The organism is Rhodococcus cercidiphylli, from assembly GCF_033042225.1.
Classification (GTDB): Bacteria; Actinomycetota; Actinomycetes; order Mycobacteriales; family Mycobacteriaceae; genus Rhodococcoides.
On record NZ_JAWLKE010000007.1, the window covers coordinates 24,076 to 49,997 of the forward strand.

At 65.4% G+C, this 25,922-nt stretch carries 20 protein-coding genes; 8 read left to right on the plus strand and 12 right to left on the minus strand.

The genetic code is table 11. The annotated features are described in order from the left end of the window. Positions 1–6 precede the first annotated feature (6 nt). The 5 genes from R3P95_RS18335 (at position 7) to R3P95_RS18355 (ending at position 6,150) form a co-directional block, all read left to right on the plus strand. Entirely contained in the window at positions 7–681 is a 675-nt protein-coding gene (locus R3P95_RS18335) for a Jag family protein (RefSeq protein WP_317532992.1), read from the plus strand. 1,703 nt (positions 682–2,384) lie between these two features. Further along, complete coding sequence (gene rsmG / locus R3P95_RS18340) at positions 2,385–3,062, plus strand: 16S rRNA (guanine(527)-N(7))-methyltransferase RsmG (RefSeq protein WP_317532993.1); 678 nt, start codon at positions 2,385–2,387, stop codon at positions 3,060–3,062. 81 nt (positions 3,063–3,143) lie between these two features. After that, on the plus strand, positions 3,144–4,154 hold the full coding sequence (locus R3P95_RS18345; RefSeq protein ID WP_094669609.1) for a ParA family protein: 1,011 nt from the start codon (positions 3,144–3,146) through the stop codon (positions 4,152–4,154). Positions 4,155–4,158: 4 nt separating this feature from the next. Beyond that, positions 4,159–5,235 carry a ParB/RepB/Spo0J family partition protein gene (locus R3P95_RS18350; RefSeq protein ID WP_317532994.1) on the plus strand — a complete coding sequence of 359 codons (1,077 nt, stop codon included), beginning with the start codon at positions 4,159–4,161 and terminating at the stop codon, positions 5,233–5,235. Positions 5,236–5,469: 234 nt separating this feature from the next. Beyond that, positions 5,470–6,150: a GNAT family N-acetyltransferase gene (locus tag R3P95_RS18355; RefSeq protein WP_269596181.1), complete on the plus strand. Its 681-nt coding sequence runs from the start codon at positions 5,470–5,472 to the stop codon at positions 6,148–6,150. Between the two features lie 34 nt (positions 6,151–6,184). Here the strand turns inward: R3P95_RS18355 and R3P95_RS18360 are convergent, their stop codons facing one another. From R3P95_RS18360 to R3P95_RS18395, 8 genes are all read right to left on the minus strand, one after another. Further along, complete coding sequence (locus R3P95_RS18360; RefSeq protein WP_068047669.1) at positions 6,185–7,378, minus strand: N-acetylmuramoyl-L-alanine amidase; 1,194 nt, start codon at positions 7,376–7,378, stop codon at positions 6,185–6,187. A gap of 136 nt (positions 7,379–7,514) precedes the next feature. After that, positions 7,515–7,847, minus strand: a complete 333-nt coding sequence (gene trxA, locus R3P95_RS18365) for a thioredoxin (protein WP_068047667.1) — start codon at positions 7,845–7,847, stop codon at positions 7,515–7,517. A gap of 34 nt (positions 7,848–7,881) precedes the next feature. Beyond that, positions 7,882–8,871 (minus strand): thioredoxin-disulfide reductase, encoded by a 990-nt coding sequence (trxB, locus tag R3P95_RS18370; protein WP_094638551.1) that lies wholly within the window; start codon positions 8,869–8,871, stop codon positions 7,882–7,884. A gap of 126 nt (positions 8,872–8,997) precedes the next feature. Next, positions 8,998–9,726, minus strand: a complete 729-nt coding sequence (locus R3P95_RS18375; RefSeq protein ID WP_317532995.1) for a hypothetical protein — start codon at positions 9,724–9,726, stop codon at positions 8,998–9,000. A 59-nt stretch (positions 9,727–9,785) separates the two neighbouring features. Beyond that, positions 9,786–10,367 carry an RNA polymerase sigma factor SigM gene (gene sigM / locus R3P95_RS18380; RefSeq protein ID WP_094687344.1) on the minus strand — a complete coding sequence of 194 codons (582 nt, stop codon included), beginning with the start codon at positions 10,365–10,367 and terminating at the stop codon, positions 9,786–9,788. 99 nt (positions 10,368–10,466) lie between these two features. Beyond that, entirely contained in the window at positions 10,467–14,660 is a 4,194-nt protein-coding gene (locus R3P95_RS18385) for a murein biosynthesis integral membrane protein MurJ (protein ID WP_317532996.1), read from the minus strand. After that, positions 14,657–17,068, minus strand: a complete 2,412-nt coding sequence (locus R3P95_RS18390; RefSeq protein WP_317532997.1) for a glycoprotein — start codon at positions 17,066–17,068, stop codon at positions 14,657–14,659. Before R3P95_RS18390 ends, R3P95_RS18385 begins: the two co-directional genes overlap by 4 nt. Next, entirely contained in the window at positions 17,065–17,625 is a 561-nt protein-coding gene (locus tag R3P95_RS18395) for an NUDIX hydrolase (RefSeq protein ID WP_068047657.1), read from the minus strand. The genes R3P95_RS18390 and R3P95_RS18395 overlap by 4 nt, the downstream gene beginning before the upstream one ends. A gap of 103 nt (positions 17,626–17,728) precedes the next feature. Between R3P95_RS18395 and R3P95_RS18400 the strand changes: the two genes are divergently transcribed. Then, positions 17,729–19,195: a CCA tRNA nucleotidyltransferase gene (locus tag R3P95_RS18400; RefSeq protein ID WP_317532998.1), complete on the plus strand. Its 1,467-nt coding sequence runs from the start codon at positions 17,729–17,731 to the stop codon at positions 19,193–19,195. Positions 19,196–19,248: 53 nt separating this feature from the next. Here R3P95_RS18400 and R3P95_RS18405 read toward each other — a convergent pair whose 3' ends face one another. From R3P95_RS18405 to R3P95_RS18415, 3 genes are read right to left on the minus strand one after another with little or no spacing between them, the layout of a single operon-like run. Beyond that, positions 19,249–20,748, minus strand: coding sequence for a DUF4185 domain-containing protein (locus R3P95_RS18405; protein ID WP_317532999.1), 1,500 nt, complete (start codon positions 20,746–20,748; stop codon positions 19,249–19,251). Positions 20,749–20,807: 59 nt separating this feature from the next. Continuing rightward, the gene (locus R3P95_RS18410; protein ID WP_317549091.1) at positions 20,808–22,094 is read right to left on the minus strand and encodes an MFS transporter; all 1,287 of its coding nucleotides are present in this window, start codon (positions 22,092–22,094) and stop codon (positions 20,808–20,810) included. 24 nt (positions 22,095–22,118) lie between these two features. Continuing rightward, the gene (locus R3P95_RS18415; RefSeq protein ID WP_317549092.1) at positions 22,119–23,051 is read right to left on the minus strand and encodes an NAD-dependent epimerase/dehydratase family protein; all 933 of its coding nucleotides are present in this window, start codon (positions 23,049–23,051) and stop codon (positions 22,119–22,121) included. A 118-nt stretch (positions 23,052–23,169) separates the two neighbouring features. Here R3P95_RS18415 and R3P95_RS18420 point away from each other — a divergent pair, with 118 nt between their 5' ends. Continuing rightward, positions 23,170–23,859 (plus strand): TetR/AcrR family transcriptional regulator, encoded by a 690-nt coding sequence (locus R3P95_RS18420; protein WP_317549093.1) that lies wholly within the window; start codon positions 23,170–23,172, stop codon positions 23,857–23,859. Between the two features lie 55 nt (positions 23,860–23,914). Continuing rightward, positions 23,915–24,532, plus strand: a complete 618-nt coding sequence (locus R3P95_RS18425; protein ID WP_068047637.1) for a YqgE/AlgH family protein — start codon at positions 23,915–23,917, stop codon at positions 24,530–24,532. An 11-nt stretch (positions 24,533–24,543) separates the two neighbouring features. Here R3P95_RS18425 and R3P95_RS18430 read toward each other — a convergent pair whose 3' ends face one another. Then, positions 24,544–25,905 carry a glutamate decarboxylase gene (locus tag R3P95_RS18430; RefSeq protein ID WP_317549094.1) on the minus strand — a complete coding sequence of 454 codons (1,362 nt, stop codon included), beginning with the start codon at positions 25,903–25,905 and terminating at the stop codon, positions 24,544–24,546. Positions 25,906–25,922 lie beyond the last annotated feature (17 nt).

Consider the following 25,922-nt stretch of genomic DNA (forward strand, 5'->3'; position numbering starts at 1 on the left):
ACGAACATGACAGCGGACGTAGAAGAAGCTCAGAACGACGAAGTGCAGACAGCCGGGGCGGTATCCGGGGATGGAGCAAGTGACGTGGTGGTCGAGGCCGATCAGGTGAGTGCAGTCGACGTGGAGGCAGACGAGACTCCCGTGGTGGAGAAGTCCGAGGACTCGGGCGTCGTCGAGAACAAGACCGACGACGACTCGGATGACGACGACGAGGACGACGAGGACTACCTTGTCGAGGAAGGCGAGATCGCCGGCGATTACCTCGAGCAACTCCTCGACGTCCTGGACTTCGACGGCGACATCGATCTGGATGTGGAAGGTGACCGCGCCATCGTCAGCATCGACGGTGGCGACGATCTCGCCAAGCTCGTGGGCCGCAAGGGTGAGGTTCTCGATGCACTGCAGGAGCTGACTCGCCTCGCGGTCCAGCAGTCGACGGGTGAGCGCAGCAAGCTGATGCTCGACGTCGCGGGCTGGCGTGCGAATCGGCGGACCGAACTCGGCAACCTCGGTGCCGAAGCTGCGCGTCGTGTCCTCGAATCCGGTGAGCGCGAGGAGCTGACCCCGATGACTCCGTTCGAGCGAAAGATCGTGCACGACGCGGTCGCCAAGATCGACGGCGTCGCGAGCGAAAGCACCGGCGTCGAGCCGGCTCGACGAGTAGTCGTCGTCAAGGCGTAACAGAGCGTCCCCAGTCGATGGCCCCCACTTCCGTGGGGGCCATCGTCGTATCCGGATGTAGTAGATCCTTCGGTCGAATGTCATCGATGTAATTTGCTCAACGACGGCGGACGTCGGCGCGGGTGCGATCGATTTTCTCGCCGGATTCTCGAGATCAGTCATGCACTGCGCTTTCGTCACTGTGACGGCAAAGTCGATGGTGTCTTTCTTGCCTGTTGCTCGCGTCGGTCGCGTTTGTTTCACGTGAAACAGGCGGCATCCGAAGTGGGTGAATTTGTTGCCGATACGCCAGTGTGAGTTCTGGATTCGAGGACTGTCGTTCTATCCATAGGGTCGGGGTAGAACGATCTCCAGAGACCCCCTAGGTTCCGAGATCTGAGTGCCGGATCGACACGGTCTGGAGTCGGTGCAGTTTCACGTGAAACATTGCAGGCGATCATGGATGCCTCGAACTATCGACGAGCACGTGCGATCGAGTCGAACGTGGTCCGACTCAGGGAAGGATCGAATCTGACTCCAGTGGGTCTTGTCGGATTCGGCGCCGCTACCGAGCGGCGCTCGACGGTTCACGCAATCGAGCAGTCCGTGACTCTTCATCCGACGGACGACCGATGGAACTTGCGTCGGTCGGTAGTAGCGGTGAACGAAAAATCGACGACGCCCGATCGGGGTCATCTCGATGGTGGATGTATCCGCGAGGGTCGAGCTTCAGGGACCGCGCTATCGAAAGTCCGGACGTGTTTGTCTTCATCCGGGCAACGCGGCGGTCGACCTGACGTCACTACGACGGTCGCCGATCGAGAATCTCGTTCGTGCCGACTCGAAGACACGAGACGGCATGACGACGTATGTCCGGACGACGACACTTCCAGTGCCCGCATGTGTGGGACCGTCGAGCCCCGTCGAGAATCGAGGCGACCGCGGACCCGGAAGACGTGCGAAGTTCGGATGCGGCAAAAAGAGGCTCCGGCCGATCGAGACGCGATCGAGAATGGAGGCGAGTCTGCGGCTCTCCCCTGACTAGGTGTGTCATGGCACGCAGGTGCCCGGAGCGGCATACGTGGTCGACAAGTATTCGTCCAGATCTCCACCGGCTGACGGTTGTCGATCAACTCCTTCCAGAAACGTGGACTGGTACAGGCACGTAGTTTCACGTGAAACATCCACGAGCCGATCAGTCGTACTTCGCCAGCCGGACGGGGCATGAATGTGTTCGATTGCGAATGGCGTCAGCCGCTCGCGGTACAGGTTCGGTCGGTACTACGCACGTTGGACCAAGTCCCTGACTTGTGTGGTCGCTGCACTCAGACCGGTGCCTGCTGTCGAGAACCCGGAACGTCGACGCTGAATACGTCACCGAGTCGTCACGCGGCACTGACGATAGTGAGGCAATGGCAAAGCAGTTTCACGTGAAACAGCGCGGGGCATGAGACACCCCCCAGTCGCGGCCGGACCAACTGGCGGGGCCGCGGGACGGGCGGTCTGACGAACCGTGCGGGGTCGGCAGATCTTCGGACCGAAACAGACGGGAAGTCGATCCGGATGGTCTGACCGCGCCGAGAATCGGGACGGGTCCACTCGTCGTGGATCGCTGCGCCGCCGGCCACCTTTCGGTCGCGTTGGTACCGGATCTCGGCGGTTCGACGTCGATTCGATCGAGTTACAGCGATGTCGTTTGGCGTTCGGTGCCTGGGCACGGGAAGATGTTTCACGTGGAACAAGAAGGCTCGGATAGCAATCAGTTGACGGCCGTGGCGGAGCAGATCTTCGGTGATCGGCTCGAGTTGGCACGGAGGTACCACGACTCGTTGGCCACGGCCGGCGTCGAACGAGGACTCATCGGACCGCGTGAAGTTCCACGCCTCTGGGAGCGACACATCCTCAACTGCGCGGCGATCGGTGAGCTCATCGACGAGGGCGAGACCGTCGTCGATATCGGCAGCGGTGCTGGCTTGCCCGGTATCCCGTTGGCGATCGCGCGGCCTGACTTGCGGGTGACCCTCGTCGAGCCCCTCCTCCGCCGAACCGTCTATCTCGCAGAGTTCATCGAGGAACACGATTTGAACATCTTGGTCGTGCGCGGTCGCGCGGAACAGCCCGGCGTCAAGAAGGAAGCCGGCGGTGCCGATGTGGTCACGTCGAGGGCCGTCGCGCCATTGGAGAAGCTCGCCAAATGGTCGCTCCCTCTGGTGCACGAGCACGGTCGGATGCTGGCTCTGAAGGGGTCGAGCGCCGGCGAAGAGATCGAACGCGACCGGACTTCCCTCGCCCGGATGGGTGCTGGCAAGCTGGAGGTAGTGGAGTGCGGAGTGGGTCTGTTGCCTACTCCCACCATCGTCGTCAGAGCGGTGCGTGAGCCGCGGAGACTGAGTCGTCACTGATTTCGATCGTGGGCTCACACGTCCCGCGCTCGATCCGATCGATCGTATTGAACACAGTCAGTTCCGCACTAAGGAGCACATATGTCGGGTGGGTCCGATCCCGCTGTTTCACGTGAAACAGCGTCCAAGAAGAACGCGTCGAGCAACTCGGGGAAACAGTCGGGGGTGGCGGCCAGCTCCGGGTTCGAGTACACCAACGCGATCTCACCGAACGACACCCCGATCGGCGCCGCGGCACATCGAGCCAGCCAGGTTCTGCATCCCGGATCGGTGTCGCTGCCGAAGCCGGCGAAGCGACGCATGCTGACGATCGCCAATCAGAAGGGTGGCGTCGGGAAGACGACGACCGCCGTGAACCTGGCCGCCGCGCTAGCCCTCCAAGGACTGACCGTTCTGGTGGTCGATCTGGACCCTCAGGGCAACGCCAGCACGGCGTTGGGCGTCGAGCATCACTCGGGTGTGCCGTCGAGCTACGAGGTCCTCATCGGTGAAGTGAGCGCCAAGGACGCAGTGCAGAAGAGTCCGCACAGCGACAGGTTGTTCTGCATCCCGGCGACCATCGACCTCGCCGGCGCCGAGATCGAGTTGGTGTCGATGGTGGCCCGCGAAGGTCGCCTCAAGACGGCCCTGTCGGTGGAGGAACTCTCCGGTATCGACGCCGACTTCATCCTCATCGACTGCCCCCCGTCGCTCGGTCTGCTGACGGTCAATGCACTCGTCGCAGCGACCGAGGTCCTCATCCCCATTCAGTGCGAGTACTACGCGCTCGAAGGTGTGGGTCAGCTCCTCCGCAATATCGAGCTGGTGCAGTCGCACCTGAATCCCGAACTGCACGTCTCCACCGTGATCCTGACGATGTACGACGGGCGCACCAAGTTGGCAGACCAGGTCGCGGAAGAAGTACGCAAGCACTTCGGCGACGCCGTCCTACGCGCCGTGATCCCTCGCAGCGTGAAGGTATCCGAGGCCCCCGGATACGGCATGACGGTGCTGGATTACGACCCCGGTTCACGAGGAGCGATGAGCTACCTGGACGCCGGACGAGAGCTCGCTGCCCGATCGGCCGGCATCGACGAAGCACGGAAGAAGTGAACAGATGAGTTCCACACGTAAGGGTGGTCTGGGCCGCGGCCTGGCCTCACTCATCCCCACCGGACCTGATGCCGGACCACGCCTCGGCAATGCGGCGGCAGACGTGATCATCGGCGCGGATCGCAACGCCAAGGACCGCCCGGATACGTCCACCAAGCCGAAACGCTCCGCACCGGCGGATGAACTCACGGAGACCGCGACAGCACCCACACCGACCCCGCCGGTGCTGAACGGCGACGACCTCTCCCCCGTCGGTGCCGTCTACCGAGAGATCGCACCCGATCGAATCGAAGCCAATCCCAAGCAGCCGAGGCACGTCTTCGACGACGAATCGTTGGCCGAACTGGTCCACTCGATCCGTGAATTCGGGCTCATGCAGCCCATCGTCGTCCGTCTCGTGTCGGGTTCCGCTGGGGCCGGAGATGCAAAATATCAGCTCGTCATGGGCGAGCGTCGGTGGCGTGCAAGCCAGGAAGCCGGCCTCGAGTCGATCCCGGCGATCGTTCGGGAGACCGCGGACGACGCGATGTTGCGCGACGCCTTGCTCGAGAACATCCACCGCGTCCAGCTCAATCCGCTCGAAGAAGCAGCCGCGTACCAACAGCTACTCGAAGAATTCGACGTCACGCACGAGGAACTGGCCGCGAAAATCGGTCGGTCGCGTCCGGTCGTGACCAACATGATTCGTCTGTTGAAGCTGCCGATTCCCGTGCAACGACGAGTCGCGGCCGGGGTTCTGTCGGCCGGACACGCTCGCGCTCTGTTGTCTCTGGACGCGGGGTCGGATGCACAGGAGTCATTGGCGGCGCGAATCGTCGCCGAAGGTCTCTCCGTCCGCGCGACCGAAGAAGCCGTCACCCTCGCCAACCGAGAGGACGGGAAGAGCCCGGAACCGGCGCCCCGGCGCAAGCCCATCCAGATGCCGGGCCTCCAAGACGTCGCCGATCGCCTCTCGGATTCGTTCGATACGCGGGTCACGGTCAGCCTCGGCAAGCGAAAAGGCAAGATCGTGGTCGAATTCGGATCCGTCGATGACCTTCAGAGGATCGTCGAGATGATGGAAGCACAGAAGAAAAAGTAGCCACGATTTTTCAGGACCAGTCATACGCGGTCGAAACGTCACTGTGACGTAGCTCGGTCGGAGGTGGTCCCGAAATCTCGAAATCTGCTCGAAAAGTACTGTGAAACAACACATTTGAATGATCGGCTCCACCCGACGGGTCAAGCGAATCAATCGCCTATCCTGATCGAGGGGCAGATCGGCTCCGATCGAGAATTCTCGCGGTGAACGAGTGCACGAAGGCTGAGGTAAGCGGTGTCGGCGATGGTGACCGGAGTGACGCTCGGTTCGTTCGAGCACTTGCCGACGCATTCGCGTCGGTGCAGCTTCTGGGTACTCGATCCCGCGTCGGAGAGTTCCTCGGTCGACCTCGAGTTCGAGAACGAAGTATGGCTGTCGACGATCATGCTCGAATGGGGATCCTGCGGACAGTTGCTGTCCGTCGACGGCAAGACCATCGGCTGCGCGCTCTACTGCCCACCCCGAGCAGTTCCACGAGCCGGCACGTTCCCGACGTCGCCGGTGAGCCACGATGCAGTTCTATTGACTCAGCTGCGAATCGATTCGCCGGATGACGCCGACATGCATTCGGCCACGTTGATCCAGGCCGTCGTGGGCGATCTCGTCAATCGTGGAGTCCGCGCTCTGGAAGCGTTCGGCATTCGACGCAACGCCGACGATGCTGCGCCGGTGGTTCCGAACGCCACGGCACAGCTGATGTGTTCGGCGTCGACGTGCATGATCGAAGCAGACTTCCTCGAGAAGGTCGGGTTCGAAGTGATTGCGCCCCACCACAGATTTCCGAGACTGCGGCTCGAGCTCGATCGCGATCACGGCTGGAAGCAGGACGTCGAATCGGCACTCGAGCAGCTACTGATCGCAGCCAGCATCTCCGTCGTCGACATCGAGCAGAAGTCGACGGTCGGGGCGCGGTGACACCTCACCCGCCGACGCGTTCGCGCGCGGTGGTTCAGGGGCGATCGGAAGCAGCAAGTTCCTCGGCGAGCAACTCGGCGAAGGTGAACGTTCCGGTCGGCTGATCGTCCTGACCGAGTAGGTACAGACGCTTGACGGCGATCAGAATCGCTTCGGCGATGATGTCGCGGAAGCGCGGATCGCTGAGCACCTCGACGTCGGACTCGTTGGTGAGGTAGCCGAGATCGATCTGGATGGTCGGCATGTTGGTCAGACGCAACAGATCCCACGTGCGGCCGTGGCTGCGACAGTCGAGAAGTGGTGTGCGAGCGACGATTTCACGCTGTACGTAGCTGGTCAGTACTTGACCGATCATCGAGGTGGAGCCGTGCGAGTTACCGAAGTGGAAGCTGGCGACGCCGTTGGCCACAGGGCTGGTGCTCGATGCGCAGCGCAGCGAGATCATCAGATCGGCACCCCAGGCGTTGGCGGTCTCGGCGCGGTCGGCGACCGAGGGGTTGGTGCCGCGCGCACGGGACAGGAAGGTCTCCATGCCGGTCGCGGCCATGCGGCCCTCGAGTCGGCTCGCCATATCCCACAGGATCTCGGACTCGGAGACGCGGCCGAACGTTCCCTCGACGATGCGACCTGTGTCTGCTCCGCCGAGATCGGGATCGATGACGATGCGCTTGCCGGTCAACTGCGGTCCCGATTTACGGACGAGTTCTTCCTCGCTCATGGCGTGCGGGGATCCACCGGTGACGCGCGTGCCGAGAAGGTCGAGAGAGCGCAGAGTTGCCGGTCCGCAGATGCCGTCCGGGGAGAGGCCGATCTCGCGCTGGAACGAGGACAGTCCCTCGTGCGTGCGGGGACCGAAGAAGCCGTCGACGCGCTCGCTGTAGAAACCGAGGTCCTGGAGTCTCGTCTGCAACGAGGCGACGTCGTCGCCGTACAGCGGAGCGGACAGCTGGTAGATGAGGGTTCGAGCGCCGAGGCGGTACGACGCTTCTTTGAGTGCGCGATATGTGGCCGGGCCTACGACGCCGTCGACCAACAGACCGCGGTGTTGTTGGAATGCGCGGACGGCACCTCCGAGGGCACCGTCGAAGACGGAGCCGGGAGCCGTCCAGTGGCCGTCGTCCATGGGACCGGGGGGAACCACCGCTTCGTGGAGAAAGCCGAGAGCCGACAGAGTGCCGCGGACCTCGGCGACGGCGGGTCCGGAATCGCCGTGACTGAGTTCCTGCATCCTCGACAAAGCCTCTCGATCGTTCCGACGGCACTCACACCTTGCGGCTGATGTGCCGATGCCGAAGCATCGGCACATCAGATGATTGTCGCAGAAAGACTGGCTTCCGCTGCAATCCACACTGTGTGCAGGTGAGTCAGATAACGCCTTCGAGGTCCTTGAGCAGCGCGGCCTTGCCCTTTGCGCCGACAATTTGCTTGACCGGCTTGCCACCCTGGAACAGGATCATCGTCGGAATCGACATGACCTTGAAGTCGCGAGCGGCCTGCGGGTTGGCGTCGATGTCGAGCTTGGCGATGGTGAGCTTGTCCTTGTGCTCGGCCGCGATCTCCTCGAGAACCGGGGCGACCATCTTGCACGGGCCGCACCAGGTGGCCCAGAAGTCGACCAGGACGGGCTTCTCACTGGTCAGGACGTCGTCGGCGAACGACGCGTCGGTGATGGTGACAGTGCTTTTGTCGTCGGACATTTTCTATCTCCTCGATGTGGAAGTTCGGTGCCTGTCAGGCGTTGACGGCGTCGACCGGCTGGTCGGCGTGTTCGAGCGTGTTGCTGGTGATGTCGCCCTGCTCGGCCAACCACCGCTCGGCGTCGATCGACGCGGTGCAGCCCGTACCCGCAGCGGTGATGGCCTGCTGGTATACGTGGTCGACGAGGTCTCCGGCAGCGAAGACGCCCTCGACGGACGTGGCCGACGTGGGCGACGCGACCTTGACGTAGCCGGCATCGTCGAGCTCGACCTGGCCCTTGACCAGCTCGTTGCGGGGATCGTGGCCGATTGCGACGAACATTCCGGTCACGTCCAGAGTGGTCTTCTCGCCGGTTTCGGCGTGCTCGAGCGAAAGCCCGGTGACGCTGGTGTCACCGAGGACCTCGAGCACCTTGGTGTCGGTGAGGAAACGAATCTTGTCGTTGTTCTTGGCGCGCTCGAGCATGATGCGCGACGCGCGGAACTCGCTGCGGCGGTGCACGATCGTGACGCTGCGTGCGAAGCGAGTGAGGAAGGTTGCTTCCTCCATGGCCGAGTCGCCACCACCGATGACGGCGATGTCCTGATCACGGAAGAAGAAGCCGTCACAGGTGGCGCAGGCGCTGACGCCGCGTCCGAGCAACTTCTCCTCACCCGGGATGGACAGATAGCGAGCTGCTGCGCCCATGGCGAGGATGATCGCCCGAGCCCGGTAGGTCTCGCCGCCGGCGGACACCGTCTTGATCGGGCCCGTCAGATCGAGCTCCTCGACGTCCTCGGTCCGGATGTCGGCGCCGAATCGCGCCGCTTGCTCGCGCATCTGTTCCATCAGATCGGGGCCCATGATGCCCTCGCGGAACCCGGGAAAATTCTCGACCTCGGTGGTGGTCATCAGCGCACCGCCGAACTGTGTTCCCTCGAACAGGATCGGCTCCAGCTCCGCCCGTGCGGCGTAGACGCCGGCGGTGTAACCGGCCGGTCCCGAGCCGACGATGATGAGATCGTGAACCTTGGGGGTACTCAATGCAGACCTTCCGATCATGTGCGGCGTATACGTGCAGTCGACAACCGAGTGTTCAGCGCACACGCCGGTCGACGTACATCTGGTCAACACCACCCTAGAGGCAGTTGTTCCCCGGTGAGAGATCTGTCAGCCGATATCGCGACGCGTCAGCACGTCCGGGTTTGCAGTGCTGCAGTCGTTGCCCACCGCAAGGGCGATGAACTGTGAGGGCTGTTCTCCGGCGAGGACGAGCAGCGTTCCGTCTCGGCCGTCGACGCGCACTCGACTCGATCCGAGAACGGTGGTGGCCGGATCCACGTCGTTGGACTGCAGACAGGCAGCGAGGTCGGCCGGATCGGCCAATGCTCCGGGATCCCGCTTGCCGATGATGCCGAACGCGAAACCGGAGTCGAGGTCGGCGGAATCGAGCACCAGAGACGAATCCGGAGCCTGCGTGGGGTCGGCAACGATCGATTCGGGCTCGTCCGGAGTGAACACGGCCGCCGCGACAGCAACCGATCCGGCCGTCAGAAGCGCTGCGGCAGCGGCGGTTCCGAGAACCATACGACGTCTGCGCGGACGGAGCGGAACGACGACGTCCACCGGGGACGTCGATTGCTCGACCGTGTGCAGGGTGCGATCGATCTGTTGGGCGACGTCGGGCGGAATCGACAACGTCCCGGTGGGGTCCTCGCCCAACTCGTGCAGTCGAGCCGAGACGGCGTCGAGACCGGCGAGGATGCGCATCGAATCCTCGTCGAGGCGAACCAGTGGCCACAGTCGCCGACTGACGTCCTCGGGAAGTGCATCGGCATGCAGATCGGCGAGTAGCTCCGGCGAGAACGGGGCTTGTAGAGCGTCGGTGCTCGACGGCACGATCCTGCCTCCCTTCGCCGAGTCTGCTTTCTCTCTCACACGGTATAGACGCGAGGGGGTCAGATTCGGTTCCCTGCATCTTTCAAGTACGCGAGTTGCGTCGAGAGCTTGAGTCGACCGCGGGCGCATCGACTCTTCACGGTACCGGTGGGAACGCCGAGCAGGTCGGCAGCGTCGGCCACCGAATACCCCTCCATGTCCACGATGACGACGGCTGCACGTTGGTCGGGTGGCAACGTCATCAGAGCCTGTCGAACGAGAATGCTCGTCTCCGTCTCGGAAATCCGATCTCTGGGAGATACGGGCTCGTGACTTTCGTTCTCGCTCAACGGAACCGACGGGCGTGCCTTGTTCCTGCGGATGCGGTCGAGGCAGGCATTGACGACTATCTTGTGCAACCAGCTTCGGACCGCGGCGTCGGCGCGGAACGACCCGGCCGTGCGATGAGCGGAGAGCAACGCCTCCTGCAGAGCATCGGAGGCGTCCTCGGGCGTGTAGCTTGTGCGCCGAGCCGTCAGCCACAGGTGTTCGTGGTGTCGGTAGATCAGCGTGGCGAAGGCGTTCGGCTCTCCGGCCGCATGAGCAGCCAGAAGCTCCGCATCCGTGCGCTCCCCTGGCGCCGAATCGAAACGTTCGGTCATACGAAAACGGCTCCCCCCGTGTTAACGCATTGGGGGGAGCCTAGGCCATGAATACCGTGAAGTACGAAACGAGCCGGTATTGATTACCGAATGCCCGAATTAGGTGTCGAAACCGATCCCGGAGATCGAGGTGGCGATGCGGCCACCCTGTTCGCCGAGACTGGTGATCCAGACGAGGACGTTCCCGGTCGGCTCCGCGTCGTCGAGGGCGATGTCGGTTCGGCCGTTCTGCAACGTGGCCTCACCGAGCAGCGTGGTGTCGCTCAGGCTGGGTGAGTCGTTCGGGGCCGACCGGATCTCGACGACGGTTCCCGGAGACGTCGATTCGATCCATGCGTTCTGCAGCGTCGAGGACGGGATGGACACGAGCAGGCCGACGCCGTTCTTGAGAGCCGGGAACTGCTGGAAGTACGAGTCGGTCGTCCATGCGGTGCTGGGGTCGTTGTCGATCACGTTGGACGCGGTGCTCGGGTTGTCGGCGGAACCCTGGGGTGAGAAGACGCTGACGTCGTCCATCGCTACCGGGCCACCGGCTGGAGCCGGGGGGGCCGCGGAATCGGCTGCGGGCGGTGCCTCGGCCGGAGTCGTGAGTCCGAAGTCCTGGGTGTCGAGCGGAGTTTCGGTGTTGTCGCCTGCGATCGAGGTGAACAGCCAGAAGCCCGCGAACGCGAGCACGACGACCGTCAAGGCGCCGAGTACCGCGATGGCGATGTTGGTGCGCATCGACTTCGCCTTCTCGGCGGCGATCTCCTCGGGGTCGGCGAGCGAGTGCCCACTGGCGCCCGGTGCGCGTTGGCCCAGTCGCAGAGCCGGCATCAGATCCGTCTTGTCGTTGACCACAGCTGCTTGGTCCAGGACGTGCTGCACGGTGGCAGCGGTACGGATTCCGCTGTTCTGTTCCAGCGCCCGCACTGCGACGGCGGAGATCTCGAACGGAACATCCGGACGAACCTGCCTCGGCTCGAGCGGGGCACCCTTGTCGTCGCGGTCGGCCGGACGCATACCGCCGACGCTGCGTGCTGGAGCTGCGTCGCCGGGTACGACGGCGCCGCCGGTGGTGTCGGACAGGGGCCACTTTGCGGTGATCAGGGCGTAGAGCATCGCGCCGAGTCCGCGGACGTCCGAACTGGGGTCGGCGTCGGCCAGTGTTGCGGGGAAGGCGAGGACGGCATTGCCGCTGGAGCTGATGCGCACGCGATCGGGATGATCGATCGACAGCGCACCTCCGCTGCGGTGCGCGGCCTCGGCCGCTGCGGCGAGGACCTTGATCGCGCGTGCCGCGCCGGTGGGTGCAGGCACGGTGTCGGCCATCTCGCGCAGTGACCGGCCGGGCGTCCACTCCGCGACGACGATGCCGCCGGAGCTGCCACGCACCACGTCGAGCACGCGTGCGAGGCCGGGCGAATTGATCCGACCCAGACGCAGCGTGCGCGAGAGGATCGCCTGCGGTCCCTGAGTGCGGTCGTCGGTCGAGGCGGTGGATTGCTGGTCGGCGTCGACGAACGTCAGCGCGACCTCGCGATCGAGCTTGACGTCGTGGGCCTGCCAGAACTTGAGGCCGCGCGCGCCGCCGTGCGGTGCCAGCAGTCGGTACCGTCCACCGGCAACGGAGGCACCGGGAATGAGCGTCGGGCCGCGGAGCGTGCGCCCGGGAGCGCTCGCCGCAGCCGCTGCAGTGTCGACGTCGTCCGTGGAAGACGAGTCGTCGTTACCGGGTGTGGCCGGTACTGCTGCGGTCTTCTCGGAATCCGCATCCGCCGCGGGCTTCGAGTCCTGTGTGGACTTCTCGTCGTCGGTCTCGACCGGCAGATCGGCCTTGGAGATCGAGATGGTCTTGTCGGTCGGACGCGCCGCGAGAGCAGCCTTGGAGATGGAGACGGTCTTGTCGGCCGGCTTCGGAGCAGACTTGGCGGCAACGGGCTTGTCGACAGCGGGCTCGACGGCCGTTGGCTCGTCGGCGGACTTCTCGACGTCCTGCTCGGGAGCAGGTGCCTTCGACTCGGCTGCAGTCTTCGATTCGGACGCGGTCTTCGCCGGCGTCTCGGCGGGCTTCGGAGTCTTGGAGGAAGAAGCCTCGGCCTTCACGGGCTCGGTGCGGTCCTGGGTGTCGACCTCGACGCCGCCGCTCGTTCGGTCGGCTTCGCTTGCTGGAGATTGTGCCGGCCCCCCAGCAACTTCGTCGTCGGTCACTGTCACTCCTTCAGGCGAATATGCCCCGTGTTGATCTGCGAACGGTCGACCCTCATGAGCTTGTGCCCCCGGGTGCCGATGACCAGGGTACGGGAGCCGATCCCGCGCAGTGTCCCATGTGGGCTCGCTTCGAATAACCGGAATAACGCCGGTTTCTGCAGCGGCCAGATCTGCGTCCCGCGTGTCGGATCCGCCGCGGAACCTGCGGACGAGGCGGCTCAGGGCCACGGTGACCGCCAGAACTTCGGGAATCTTGCCGAACCAGAGGATCGAGAACGTGATGCCGAGCATGATGACGGCGTCGATCGCCACGCGGGCGAAGTTGCCTACCCAGCCGTTCATCATGGCGTCGAGCCCGAGGATCCGGTCGATCGCGAGCATGGCCGCGCCGCCGGCCAGTGAGGCGATGAGCACCAGCCAGACCGTCTTGCCGACGTTGGCCATCCGCAGACTGCCCAGGCTCTTGTGCAGCAGGTATCCGCCGATGATCGCGCCGACGGTGTAGCCCAGACCGGTCGCTGCGCCGAGGAGCAGCACCACCTGCTCCGGCGAGGACGCGACGATCGGGGCGAGCAACGACAGGCCGATCTTGACGGCAGTGATACCGAGGATGATCCACGTCGGCGTCCAGGCCTTCTCACGGGCGTAGAAGACACGCAGGTGGATCAGCACAAGGGCGTACGGGATGAGGGAGAACGCCGACCAGCTGACGGCCTCGCCGAGTCTGGGTGCGACCTCGGCGAACCGGCCGAAGCCGTACAGCGCCTCGCCCACCGACGGACCCGCGAAGGTCAGGAACACCACGATCGGCACCAGCGCGACCATCGTCAGGCGGGTCGCGACCGACAGATCGTCGACGACGGACGGAGTGTCACCGTTGGCGGCGTTGCGGCTGAGTCTGGGCATGATGGCCGTCAGTACCGTCACGCCGAGGATGCCGTAGGGCAGCTGCAGCACGATCCAGGCCTGCGAGTAGATCACGTTGCTCGCATCGTCGGTGCCCGACGCGATCCTGGTGGCGACGATCAGCCCGATCTGGCTGATGACGACGTAGAGCACGATCGCGGCGGCCATCGCGCCGAACTTCTTGAGTCGCTCGTCGAATCCCCAGAGCGGGCGCAGGTCGATGCGTTCGCGGCGCAAAGCCGGGATCAGAGCGAGAACCTGGGTGACGACACCCGCGGTCACACCGAGGCCGAGAACGAGGATTTTGGGGTTGCTCATCTCGATGGTGTTCGCGGTGATCTCGCCCGGGACGAAGGGGTACAGGGCGAACACCGCGAGCACGATCAGGTTGTTGAACACCGGTGCCCAGGCGCCGGGCTTGAAGTTCTGCCGGGTGTTGAGCACGGCCGTGAGCAGGCCGGACAGTCCGTAGAACATCAGCGCGGGCAGCACCAGATAGGTGAACGCGATGGTCAGGTCCTCGTTGACCTTCGGATCGCCGTCGAGCATCAGCCTCGCCAGCAGCGGGGCTGCGATCGTCGCCGCGAGCGCCACGGTTCCGAGCAGCGCCACTGCGATGGTGAAGAGGCGTCGCACGAATGCCCGCCCGCCGTCGGCGTCCTCCTGCTCGGCTCGGACCAACACCGGCACGACGATGGCTCCGAGCACTGCGCCGAGGACGAGCTCGGAGATCATGTTCGGCAGGATCGTCGAGACGGTGAACGCACTGGCCAGCGCCGCGCCGAGGGTGGCCGTCATGGCGACCTGCTTGGCGAATCCGGTGATGCGGCTGACCAGGGTCGCCACCGCGATCGAACCCGACGCGGCCAGCAGTGACTTCTGCGGCCGCGGCTCGGGCTGCGGTGCCGGGTCGGACCCGCCCGGCGGAACTCTCGTCGGCGGAACCGTTCCGGACGGTGCTGTGCTCGACGAAGGATAGGGGTAGTCCTCGTCCCGGAATCGCGGGATCATCTGCGTGACGGTGTCGTCGGCGGCCGGCTGACCGTCGAGCGACGGCGGTGCCGGGTAGGAGCGCAGCTCCGGCCGCGACTGCCGCTCCCAGGGGGCGGACCGCGGTGGCGTCGTGCGTCGGAACACCTGCGATGCGGGCATGCGTGACCGCGGCAGGTCGCCGTCGTACGGGACGTTGCCTGTCATGGTCTCTCGTACCCTTCGTCGGCCGGGTCGGGTTGACCTCTGAATCGGTGCCAGAGGCGTCGACCTGCAAGTAACAGTAGGAGAGCACCGGCGCAGGCGGTAATTATCGCCAGTGCCTGGCCGTATGCGTTCGATCGCACGGACACCGTCGAGACCTCACCGAGCCGGGACCCGTCGAGCGTCGTGACGGAGAAGTCGACCGACAGATTGCGCGTGTCGTCCACTTCGGCCGGCACGGTGATGGTCCGTGATCCACGGGCCGGAAGTTGGGTGACGCCGACGTCGCTGATCGTCATCTCCGGCGGCGCATCGACCCTGAGCAGCACGTTGACCGGGACCGGAAGGTCGTTGCGGGCGACGAGAAGCAGCGGACTCTGTTCCGAGGCGAGGGTGTAGACGCCGCCAGGGGCCAGCACGGTCACCGACCCGTAGATGGTGTCCAATCCGATGCGGATGGCGGCGAGTCGGTCACGCGCCATCACGCCGGTGTCGTCACTGGCGGCACTGGCACGACCGGCCGTCGACAGCGCTCGGAGCATGTCCTCGCGCAGCGGGGCGGTGTACAGGCGCGGGGTCAGCGCCGACTGCGGGTCCTCGACGAGTGATTGCATCAGAGTGTCGACCCGGGCGCTCTGCGATTGCACCAGGCCGATGGTGCCGGTATCGAGTTCGGTGGCTGCATCGATGCCGGTCACCGGAGGTCCGGACGTGGGCTCGGCGAGCAACTCGGCCAGTGGGCGCGGCGTGGCCAACCCCGAACGCAGCAGCGAGGACACCGTCGACAGAATGGCCGACGGTTCGTCGCCCCCCGCGGTCCAGTACTGCGGGGGCGCGACGGTGACGGTGCGCCCGGGCCGATCGGTGCCGACGAGCGCATGGAAGTTGACGGCTCCGAGCGCGTCCTGCAGGCGTGCGGTACGAGAGTCGGTGGCGAGGTCGAAGCGCTGCTCGGTGGGGGTCAGGGCGGGGGTGGACGGGGTGTCTCCGACGCCGGCCAGCGCCGCTGCGGTGGCGGCGTCGTAGTGGGTGGCGGCCAGCGTCTCGGTCTGCTGGGTGTCCGACGGTTGGGTCTCGGACGAGACCAGCAGCGATGTCGGGGCCGATGTCGGCGGGCTGATGCTGTTGTCGGCGACCAGTACGGTGCCGGTTCCTGCCGTGCGCAGGGCATCGGCGGTGTCCGCGTCCACGCCACCGGTGGTGCTCCAGGTGAAACCGCGCGTCGAGGTGATGCCGAGGATGCCGTCGACGATGTCTGCCGGGGCGCTGACCGCACTGCTCAGCAACGTGGGATCGCCGATGTCGGCCACTGCCCCCAGATCCGTCTGGGCGAACGGCATCGCCGTCACGCAGGTGCTCGACGCGACCGTCTCGAGTCGGGACAGCCACTGGCCTGCGGCTGCGCTTCCGGTGCCCTCACGCGTCGTGCTGGCGGGATCGGCCGGGTTGTCGACGACGAGGTAGCCGCGGGTCATGTTCGAGACGGTGACGAGCAGGTCGGGGTCCAGGCCGATACACAGGCTCGACGCCAGTCTGCCGTCGGGATCGAGGCCGGGTTGCGTCGCGAACTCGACGGCCTTGAGGAGGGTGTCGAGTCGCCCGCCGGTGGCGAGTTCGCCGGCGAGCTCGTCGTCGATCAGTCGCACACGCTCGTCGACGGATCCGGGAATTCCGGCAGCGAGGCGAGGGATGTCGGCGAGCGGCCACAGGACCGTCATCGCGACGGGGTTGCGGGTGTTCGGGGGCAGCGGCAGCGCGCCCGGTGCGGTCGGGTCCATCTCACCCGGGTTTCGGGGCAGTCCGACGACCGGGAGCAGGAAGCGAGCGTCGTCGAGTCGTGCGGTTCCGCCGTACTCGGGGGTGCCGTTGACGTTGAGCAGCAGCGGGTAGACGCCTGGCGCCTCGATTCCCAGTGAAGGTTCGGTGGTGCTGCGCAGCTGCATCGACATGTCGAACTGGCGGCTCTCGTCCTTCTCCAGTGAGTCGGCGACCGTGACGAAATCGCCCACCCGCTCGAATCGGTCCTGGTCGAGAGTCAGGGAGGTCCGCAGGCCCGCGGTGGTGTCGACGGCGGCAGCGGCCTGCATCCGGACACTGACGTCGTCGACGCGGCGGTCCCCGGTGTTCGTCACCGTGGCGCGAACGGTGACGAACGGGTCGCTGCTGGTGGTGACAGTGGAGGGGGCGACGGTCTCGATGCTCAGCGTCAGGAAGGGGTTGCCGTCCTGCGTCATCGGAGTGTCCGGAACGGCGCTGGTGGTGCCGGACGCATCGCCGACGGAGGAGTCGGGTTGGGCCGCGGCGTTCGGAAGCTGCGCGGGGACCAGTGCTGCGGAGCCGACCGACGGAGCCACCGCAAGAACGAACGTGGTCAATGCGGCGGCAGCGACCTTCCGGGCCCGCACGATCACTTCCCGCCGGGGATGGGTGCGCCCGAGTTGCCGCTGCTCATGTCCTCGATCAGACGGGTGGCGATGGCGGCGAGCTTGCGTTCGTCGGCGTAGGCGAGTCGAGAGGGCAGTTCGGTCAGCGGGACCCAGGCGACCTCGGTCACCTCGAGGTCCTCGTCCGACAGTTCGCCGCCCAGGAATCGGAGCAGGTAGTGGTGGACGGTCTTGTGGACGCGTCGGCCCTCGGTGACGAACCAGTAGTCGATGCTGCCCAGCGAGGCCAGGACGGTACCGCGGATGCCGGTTTCTTCGGCGACCTCGCGCATGGCCGTCTGCTCGGCGGTTTCGCCCTGTTCGATGTGACCCTTGGGCAGGGACCAGAGGAGGCGTCCGCGGCGGTCGGTGCGGCCGATGAGGGCGGCGCAGCGCTTGGCCGGCGGCCCGTCGAGGCCGTCGACCACCAGGCCGCCTGCCGAGGTCTCGCGGACGGTCCGCAGCTTGGGTGCTTCGGTGTCGGCGCGTGCCTGACGCCGCCGCGGGTTGCGGCGGCTCCTGTTCGCACGTTCGGCAGCAGACACCCGATCCATACTAGTTGCCTGTGCGCACTCTTCTACCGTGCCGCACCGCGGGGGGTGAAGGCCGGAACAATCGATCGGCTCGGCGCAAGTAGGCTCTCCCACCGTGGCCGATCAGTCCCTGTCCTCCGTTTCCGCCGAGCAGACCGATGCCCGCCGGGAGAGGTTGCTGGCGGGAGCTGCTGTGACGCTGCGCGAACTCGCTCCGGTGTTGACTCCGCTGGGCGCACTGTTCGCCGCGGCGGGGCACCAGCTCTTCCTCGTCGGTGGCTCGGTGCGCGATGCAGTTCTCGGTCGACTCGGAACCGATCTGGATTTCACCACCGACGCCAGGCCCGAGGACGTTCAGGCGTTGCTGTCGGGCTGGGCGGACCATCAGTGGGACACCGGCATCGCGTTCGGGACCATCAGCGCGGCCAAGGACGGCCAGACGATCGAGATCACCACCTATCGCACCGACTCCTACGATCAGGTCTCCCGCAATCCCGAGGTGCAGTACGGCAACAGCCTCGAAGAAGATCTCGCTCGACGCGATTTCACCGTCAACGCCATGGCAGTACGTCTCGGAGCGGACGGTGCCCAGGAATTCGTCGATCCGCTCGGCGGCATGGACGCGCTGCTCGAGGGCGTTCTCGATACTCCCTCGGCACCGGAGGTCTCGTTCGGAGACGATCCCCTGCGCATGCTGCGGGCCGCGCGGTTCGTCTCTCAGCTGGGGTTCACTCTGATGCCACGGGTGCACCGGGCCATCGAGGACATGGCGGAGCAGATCGACCGCATCACCGCCGAGCGAATCCAGGTGGAGCTGGACAAGCTGATCCTGGGCGAGCACCCGATCGACGGCATCGACGTGATGTGCGAGACGGGCCTGGCGCAGCGGATCATCCCCGAGGTGCCCAACATGAAGCTCGAGATCGACGAGCATCACCAGCACAAGGACGTGTACACCCACTCGCTGACTGTGCTGAAGCAGGCCATCGATCTCGAGGACGGCGATCCGGACCTCGTATTGCGTTGGGCCGCATTGCTGCACGACATCGGCAAGCCCGATACCAAGCGAAACGAGCCGGGCGGCGGAGTCAGCTTCCATCACCACGAGGTCGTCGGTGCCAAGTTGGTGCGAAAGCGCATGCGCGCCTTGAAGTATTCCAAGAAGATGATCGAGGACGTCTCGCATCTGGTGTTCCTGCATCTGCGTTTCCACGGCTACGGCAAGGGCCAGTGGACCGACTCCGCCGTGCGGCGCTACGCCACCGATGCCGGTGAGCTACTGCCCAAGCTGCACAAGCTGGTTCGGGCCGACTCGACCACCAGGAACAAGCGTCGAGCCGCCGCGCTGCAGGCCACCTACGACGATCTCGAAGAACGCATCGCCCGTATCGCCGAGCAGGAGGACCTGGCGCGGGTGCGGCCCGATCTCGACGGCAACGCGATCATGGAGTTGCTGAACATCCCGGCCGGACCCGACGTGGGCAAGGCGTGGAAGTTCCTGAAAGAACTGCGTCTCGACCGGGGACCGCTCTCCCGCGAGGACGCCGAGGCCGCGCTGCTCGAGTGGTGGCCCACGCAGTAGGAGCGGCTGCGCCGCATGTGAGTAGAACCTCGTAGCCTGCTACGAGTTTCCGCTCACGACGAGCGAAGCTCGGCCTTGACCAGATAGACGTTGTAGCTGTCCCATTCCGAGACGGTGAAGTACAGCTCGTTCGCCGTCGACCACGGGTGAACGAAGCCGCCGTAGGTCTTGGGGTACTCGGCGGTGTCGATCAAGGTGGTCGGCGCGGTCCACTGCCCTTGCGGTGAATTCGATTCGCGCAGAACGATATCGCCGCGCAGCGGATCGAGATACGTCATCCGCCAGAGGCCTCGGGCCTCGTCGTGATGGACCGACAGTTCCCCGGCCGTACCGTCGGCGATGGGGGTGGCCTCGTTCGATCCGACGGGAGCCCAGGTGCCGTTCACCCAGTACTGGTAGGCGGTCTTGTTCAACACCTCGGCCTTCGGGACGCGGGCGAGCCCGACCTGTCCGGCGCGTCCGTTGACGGTGCCGAACATGTAGACGTACTCCCCCGCCGGAACCATCGTCGACACCTGGAACTTGGAGAAGCCGAAGAGGTTGTCCCACTTGGCATGCTCGTCTTTGACCCAGGTGGAACCGTTGTCGTCCGAGTAGGCGATGCCGCCGTAGTTGGTCCACCACATGCCGGGAATCGTGCTCCAGCGCCTGATGGACATGTACGACATGTACTGCCGGTCGTCGATGGCGAAACCGGACGTGGGGATGACCGTCGTCTCCCAGTTCTTTATCTTGCGCGACGGCAGCAGTTCGGCTGCGTGACAACGGGAATCCTGCACCATGGAGTCCAGGGTCATGCCGTCGGACAGGTCGGTGTCGGTGCTGTGGCCGAGTGCGTTGGAACGCCAGTCGTCGCCGCCCACGACGCCGAACTCCCACCCCTTGCCGAAGGAATCGCCGAAGGCGACGGCGACCTCACCGGGCTTGCTCTCCCACATGATGCCGAGGTCGGTTCCGTTCACCTGCCAGCGCTTGTCGGTGCGGTTCTCCGATCCCGGTCCGGTCAGCTGGGAGACGACCTCGACGGTTCCGACGGCGGGTGCTCCTGGCGGGACCGTCGTGGGTCCTGGCTCCGCTGGGTTGACGGCGGGCGCGGGCGGCGGCGTTCCCGGGGCAGCGGGGCCGGGAATCGGGATCGGAATGGTCTCGGGTTGCGGGTCGATCTCGATGCGCGGGAACGGCAGATGGTCTGCCGAGCCCGTTGCCGGCGTCGGTGAATCGGTGTCGTCGGTGAGATCGGGGCACGGGTCCGCACACGGGTCGGTCAGCGGTTCGGCCTGTACGCGGGTGTTGTTCGGGGCCGGATCGGGAACCGGTACGAGTTCGATCGACGGATAGGGCACGGGGATCACCACACGATCCGGCAACGGCGGCAGCTGTGGTGGATTGCCCGGTCCGATGGGCTCGGGTGGGTAGTCCTTGGGGTCGAATCCTGTTTCGCCACAGGAGTTCACCGGCGGAGGCGGCGCCGCGAACGCCGGTGGCGCAGCGAGAACGGCCGTACCTGCGGCAACCGCGAGTATGCAGCCGAGTGACGTCAAGCGGCCGTGCATGCGGTGCCCCCGTGTTCTCCGACGAAACCCATCGGTCCGATACGGAAAGATACACCACGTCAGCGGCGTGTGCGCCCGGTGTTCACCACCGCTGCGGCCAGGCCGAGGGCGTAGATACCTGCCCCGACGAACACCAGGATGTGCGCGGTGGGGTCCTGGCTCAGATCGGTCGTGTCGGGGCCGACGGCGAAGGCCGCAGCAGCGAGGGCGGCGACGAAGGCGACGTTGAACACGGTGTCCTGCAACGCGAAGACGCGTCCGCGATGGGCGTCGTCGATCTCGATCTGCATGGCAGCGTCGCCACTGAGTTTGACGGTCTGCCCGGCGATACCCAGGAGGAAGGCTCCGAGCAGCAGGCTGGTCTGCGTCAGGCCCGAGACGGCACCGAGTTGCGCCACGATGGCGAGCACCAGAGCGGCAGCGATCGTGCGGGTGCGCCCGAACCGGGGAACGGCGAAGGGGGTGATCAGGGCGGCGAGGAACATGCCGACCGCCGAGGCACCGACGGCGATGCCGAAGCCGGCAAGGCCGCCGGGCAGGGTGCTGCTCGTCGTTTCGCGGAGAACCAACACCATGATCAGTGTGTTGATGCCGAACACGATGCGGTGCGCGCCGATGCCGAGCATCGCGGTCGTGACACCGGCGGAGCGCCAGACGGCCTGAGCACCTGATTTCAGTCCTGCAGCAACGTCTTTCAGTGGACTGTCGGTGCGGTTCTCGATGCCCGGTCCGAGGGATCGTGGTCGGAACCGCGCGGCGGCAACCGCCCCGACGACCGACCCGGTGGCCGAGAGACCCACGGCGACACCCGAGCCGAAATCCCCGGCACCGATCACTCCGATCACCGCTACGGCTAGACCCGCACCTGCCGCTGCGAAACCGGATCCGACGGTGGCCAGCACCGAGTTCATCGGTACCAGCCACGATTGCCGAACCACGTGCGGCAGCGACGCAGACGCTCCCGCGAGCACGAACCGACTGAGCCCTACGGTGGCCAGAGCCAACAGCAACAACGGTGTGGCATCCACCCCGGCGCACAGCAGGATTGCGGTGGCGACGATCAGCACCATACGAACGATGTTGGCCCACAGCAGGACCGACCGGCGATCCCAGCGGTCGAGAAGCGCTCCGGCGAACGGACCCACCAAGGAGTACGGGACCAGCAGCACCGCGAATCCGGCCGCGATCTCGGCCGGATTGGTCGCGCGCTCGGGGTTGAAGAGAATGGCACCACTGAGCGCGGCCTGAAACAACCCGTCGCCGAACTGACCGGCGAACCGAATGGTCGTCAGCTTGCCGACCCCCGGAGACTCACGCAGTCGGGTACGGAAGGAAGCGTCGCTCACCGACGGGACTTTAGCCCCCGCCCGTCATGCGGAGACGGCGGGCGTCGAGGCTGTCCACCACGCCATCGTTGCGGTTGTGCCGTCGGCGAGTGGGGTGGGCTGCTGCCCGAGGATCGCCTCGCTGCGACTCGAGTCGAGAAGGTAGGGGTAGCGGAACTGGTAGAGGGTGTCGCCGAGCTCCTTCATCGGACCGGGTACCGCGCTCAGCAGTCGCAGTGCCCAGGCCGGAATGGCTCCGACCTTCGGAGTCGGCAGATCTGCAGCAGCCGAGAACATCTCGATCATCGTGCGCTGCGAGACTGCGGGCGCGGTGGGTGCATGCAGGACGGTGTTCCACATCGACGGGGATGCCGCGGCCGTGAGCATGGCGGTTGCCAGATCCGGGACGTAGGTGAACGAGTGAGGAAGGTCGGCGGAGGCGAGGACGCGGACAGTATTTCCGGCGAGAATCGGCGCGATCACCCGCTCACCCATGTGCGAAGTGATCACCCGAGGTCCGTAGAAATCCGAGGCGGCGACGCTGACGGTGGGGGTCGCGTGAGCGTCGCGCGCGGCGAGGAGCTGGGTGCGCACACCCAGCTTGCGGAACGTCGCCTCGCGGGGTGAGTCCTCGCGGATCGGTCCGTCGACTCGGCCGTAGGCGTACAGACTTTCGGGAAACGCGACGACGGTGCCCGCGGCCGCGTCGAGCACGCGGTTCTCCATGGCGACGAGCTTGTTCCGCCACACCGTGTTCTCGTAGGCGACGTGGGTGCAGTGGTAGACGGCGGTGGCACCGTCGAGGTGTCGACGAAGATCGTCGGATTCGATGTCGACGGCGCGGCGTTCGATTATCGGGTGCTCGGGCCCGCTGCCGGATCGGGTCAGGACCCGCACCGAATGACCCTGTGCAGCAAGCTGTTCGGCAACTGTCCAGCCGACGGGCCCGGCTCCGGTGACGACGTGAAGTTCGGTCATGATCGCTCCATTCGAGGAAAACGAGAGCGGTGCTCTCTGTTATGAAGAGTGTGCACCCGCGGCGGCGATAATGCAAGAGCACTGCTCTCTGATAAGAGCAGCAGTTACAGTGGCAGCCATGGCGAGCACTCCCCGCACCCGGGCCCGCGTTCAGACCTTGGCCGATATCACGCGGATCGGCCGCGAACACCTGGCCGCCGACGGCGCCGCGGCCCTGTCGTTGCGCGCTGTCGCGCGGGACCTCGGTGTCGTCTCCTCGGCCGTCTACCGATACGTCGCCAGCCGCGACGAGCTGCTGACACTGCTCGTCGTCGACGGATACACCGAGCTCGGAGACACCGTCGACGCAGCGGTGGACGCAGCGGACGGACCCAAGGAGAAGTTCCTGGCTCTCGGCCGGACGGTGCGGCAGTGGGGACTGCGGGAGCCGGCGCGCTACGCGTTGCTGTTCGGCAGCCCGGTGCCCGGATATCACGCCCCTGCAGAGCAGACCACAGGGCCGGGCACCAGGGTGATCACCACCCTGGTGGCCGTCCTGCACTCGGCGTGGCAGACACGTCGACCGGACGTCGAGACCGACCCGCCCGAGTTGGCGTCACTGCACGGCAGCTTCGAGGACATCCGTGCGCAGATGGAGATGGATCTGCCCGACGGGCTGATCGCACTGGGCGTCATGGTGTGGGCGTCGCTGTTCGGGGCCATCAGCTTCGATGTGTTCGATCAGTACGGGGCCACGACGTTCTCCAGCAGGGACGCGTTGTTCGAGTACCAGTTGGGATTGTTGACGAAGATCGCCGGGCTCGATTAGGTCGCCAGGACTGGCCGCATCGCTTGCGCCACATCCGGCGGTGGGCGGTGCCACAATGACTAGCGTGGCAGCGCATGCGGAGGAACCCGAGGACCAGACGGCATCGGCCTTGCGCGATGTCCGTCCCGGCAGTCTGTTGGTGTCGTCCATCGAACTGGTCGAGCCCACGTTTCGGCGCACCGTCATCTACATCATCGAACACAACGATGCGGGCAGCCTCGGTGTCGTGATCAACCGTCCCAGCGAGACGGCGGTGCAGAACGTGCTGCCCAACTGGTCCGAGCTGGCAGCCAAACCGCAGGCGCTGTACGTCGGTGGCCCGGTCAAGCGCGATTCGGCTCTGTGCCTGGCGACGCTGCGGACCGGTGTGTCGATCGACGGAGTACCCGGTCTGCGCCGCGTCGACGGCCGAGTGGTGATGGTCGATCTCGATTCCGATCCTGCCGATATCGCCCCACTCGTCGAGGGCGTGCGCATCTTCGCCGGATACTCGGGCTGGACGTTCGGGCAACTCGAAGGTGAACTCGACCGTGACGACTGGATCGTGTTATCGGCTTTGGCATCCGACGTGATCGGTCCGCCGCGGATCGACCTGTGGGCGCACGTACTGCGTAGGCAGCCGATGCCCTTGGCGCTGCTGGCATCTCATCCGATCGACGTCGACCGCAACTAGTGCCGCAGGCACTAGTGAGCGAAAGCCTGCGCCGTCGAGTGTCCACCTGACTTCAGGCCGGCGAGCACCTCGTCGATGGCGATGCACAGCATTCGGCCCAGGTCCGCGCTGAAACCCTCTCGCACTACGACTCTGAGCACGGCGACGTCGGTTGCGTTGTCGGGCATCGTGTATGCCGGCACCTGCCAGCCGCGGGCGCGTAGTTCGTGGGAGACGTCGAAGACGGTGAACTCGCAGTGGTCCTTCAGCATGAACGACAGGACCGGGATGGCCGATCCGTCGGTGATGACCTCGATGTCGGGGTGTTTCGCGAGGTGACGGCTGACGCGAACTGCGGTGTCGCGCAGCGCTTTCATGATGTCGGTGTAGCCGGATCTGCCGAGGCGTAGGAAGTTGTAGTACTGCCCGATCACCTGGTTGCCCGGCCGGGAGAAGTTCAGCGTGAAGGTGGGCATGTCGCCGCCGAGGTAGTTGACGCGGAACACGAGGTCCTCGGGCAGGTCTTCCTTGGTTCGCCAGACGGCGAATCCGATTCCCGGATAGGTCAGTCCGTACTTGTGGCCGCTGGCGTTGATGGACTTGACGCGAGGCAGCCGGAAATCCCATTCCAGTTCCGGGTACAGGAACGGTACGACGAATCCGCCACTGGCTGCGTCGACATGGACCGGTACGTCGGGCCCGCCAACGCCCGCGATCTCGTCCAGTGCAGCGCAGATCTCCTGTACCGGTTCGAGTTCTCCGGTGAACGTGGTGCCGAGGATGGCGACGACGCCGATGGTGTTCTCGTCCACTGCATCTCGAACCTGCTCCGGGGTGATGACGTAGCGTCCGCGCTCGACGGGCAGGTACTTGGGCTCCACGTCGAAGTAGCGGCAGAACTTCTCCCACACCACCTGAACATTGCTGCCGAGCACCAGGTTCGGAGTGCCGGTACCTGCTCCCCTCGCTCGCCAGCGCCACTTGAGTGCCAATCCGGCCAACATGACGGCCTCACTGGAGCCGATGGTCGAGACCCCGGTGGCCGTCGACGGGTCCTCCCGGTCGAGTCCGGGGGCGTGGAACAGGTCGGCGACGATGTTGACGCAGCGTTCCTCGATGGCGGCGGTGGACGGGTACTCGTCCTTGTCGATCATGTTCTTGTCGAACGTCTCGGCCATGAGTTTCTCGGCCTGCGGATCCATCCAGGTGGTGACGAAGGTCGCCAGATTGAGGCGCGAGCTGCCGTCGAGCATCAGTTCGTCGTGGATGAAGCGGTAGGCGGCGTCCGGATCGAGCTGTTCCTCGGGAAGTCGCAGTGCGGGTACGGGATTGGTGGCGAGGCGGCCGGTGTAGGCCGCAGAGACGATACCGTCGGCATGGATTTTCCTGGTCATCGTCTTCTCCCGTGATC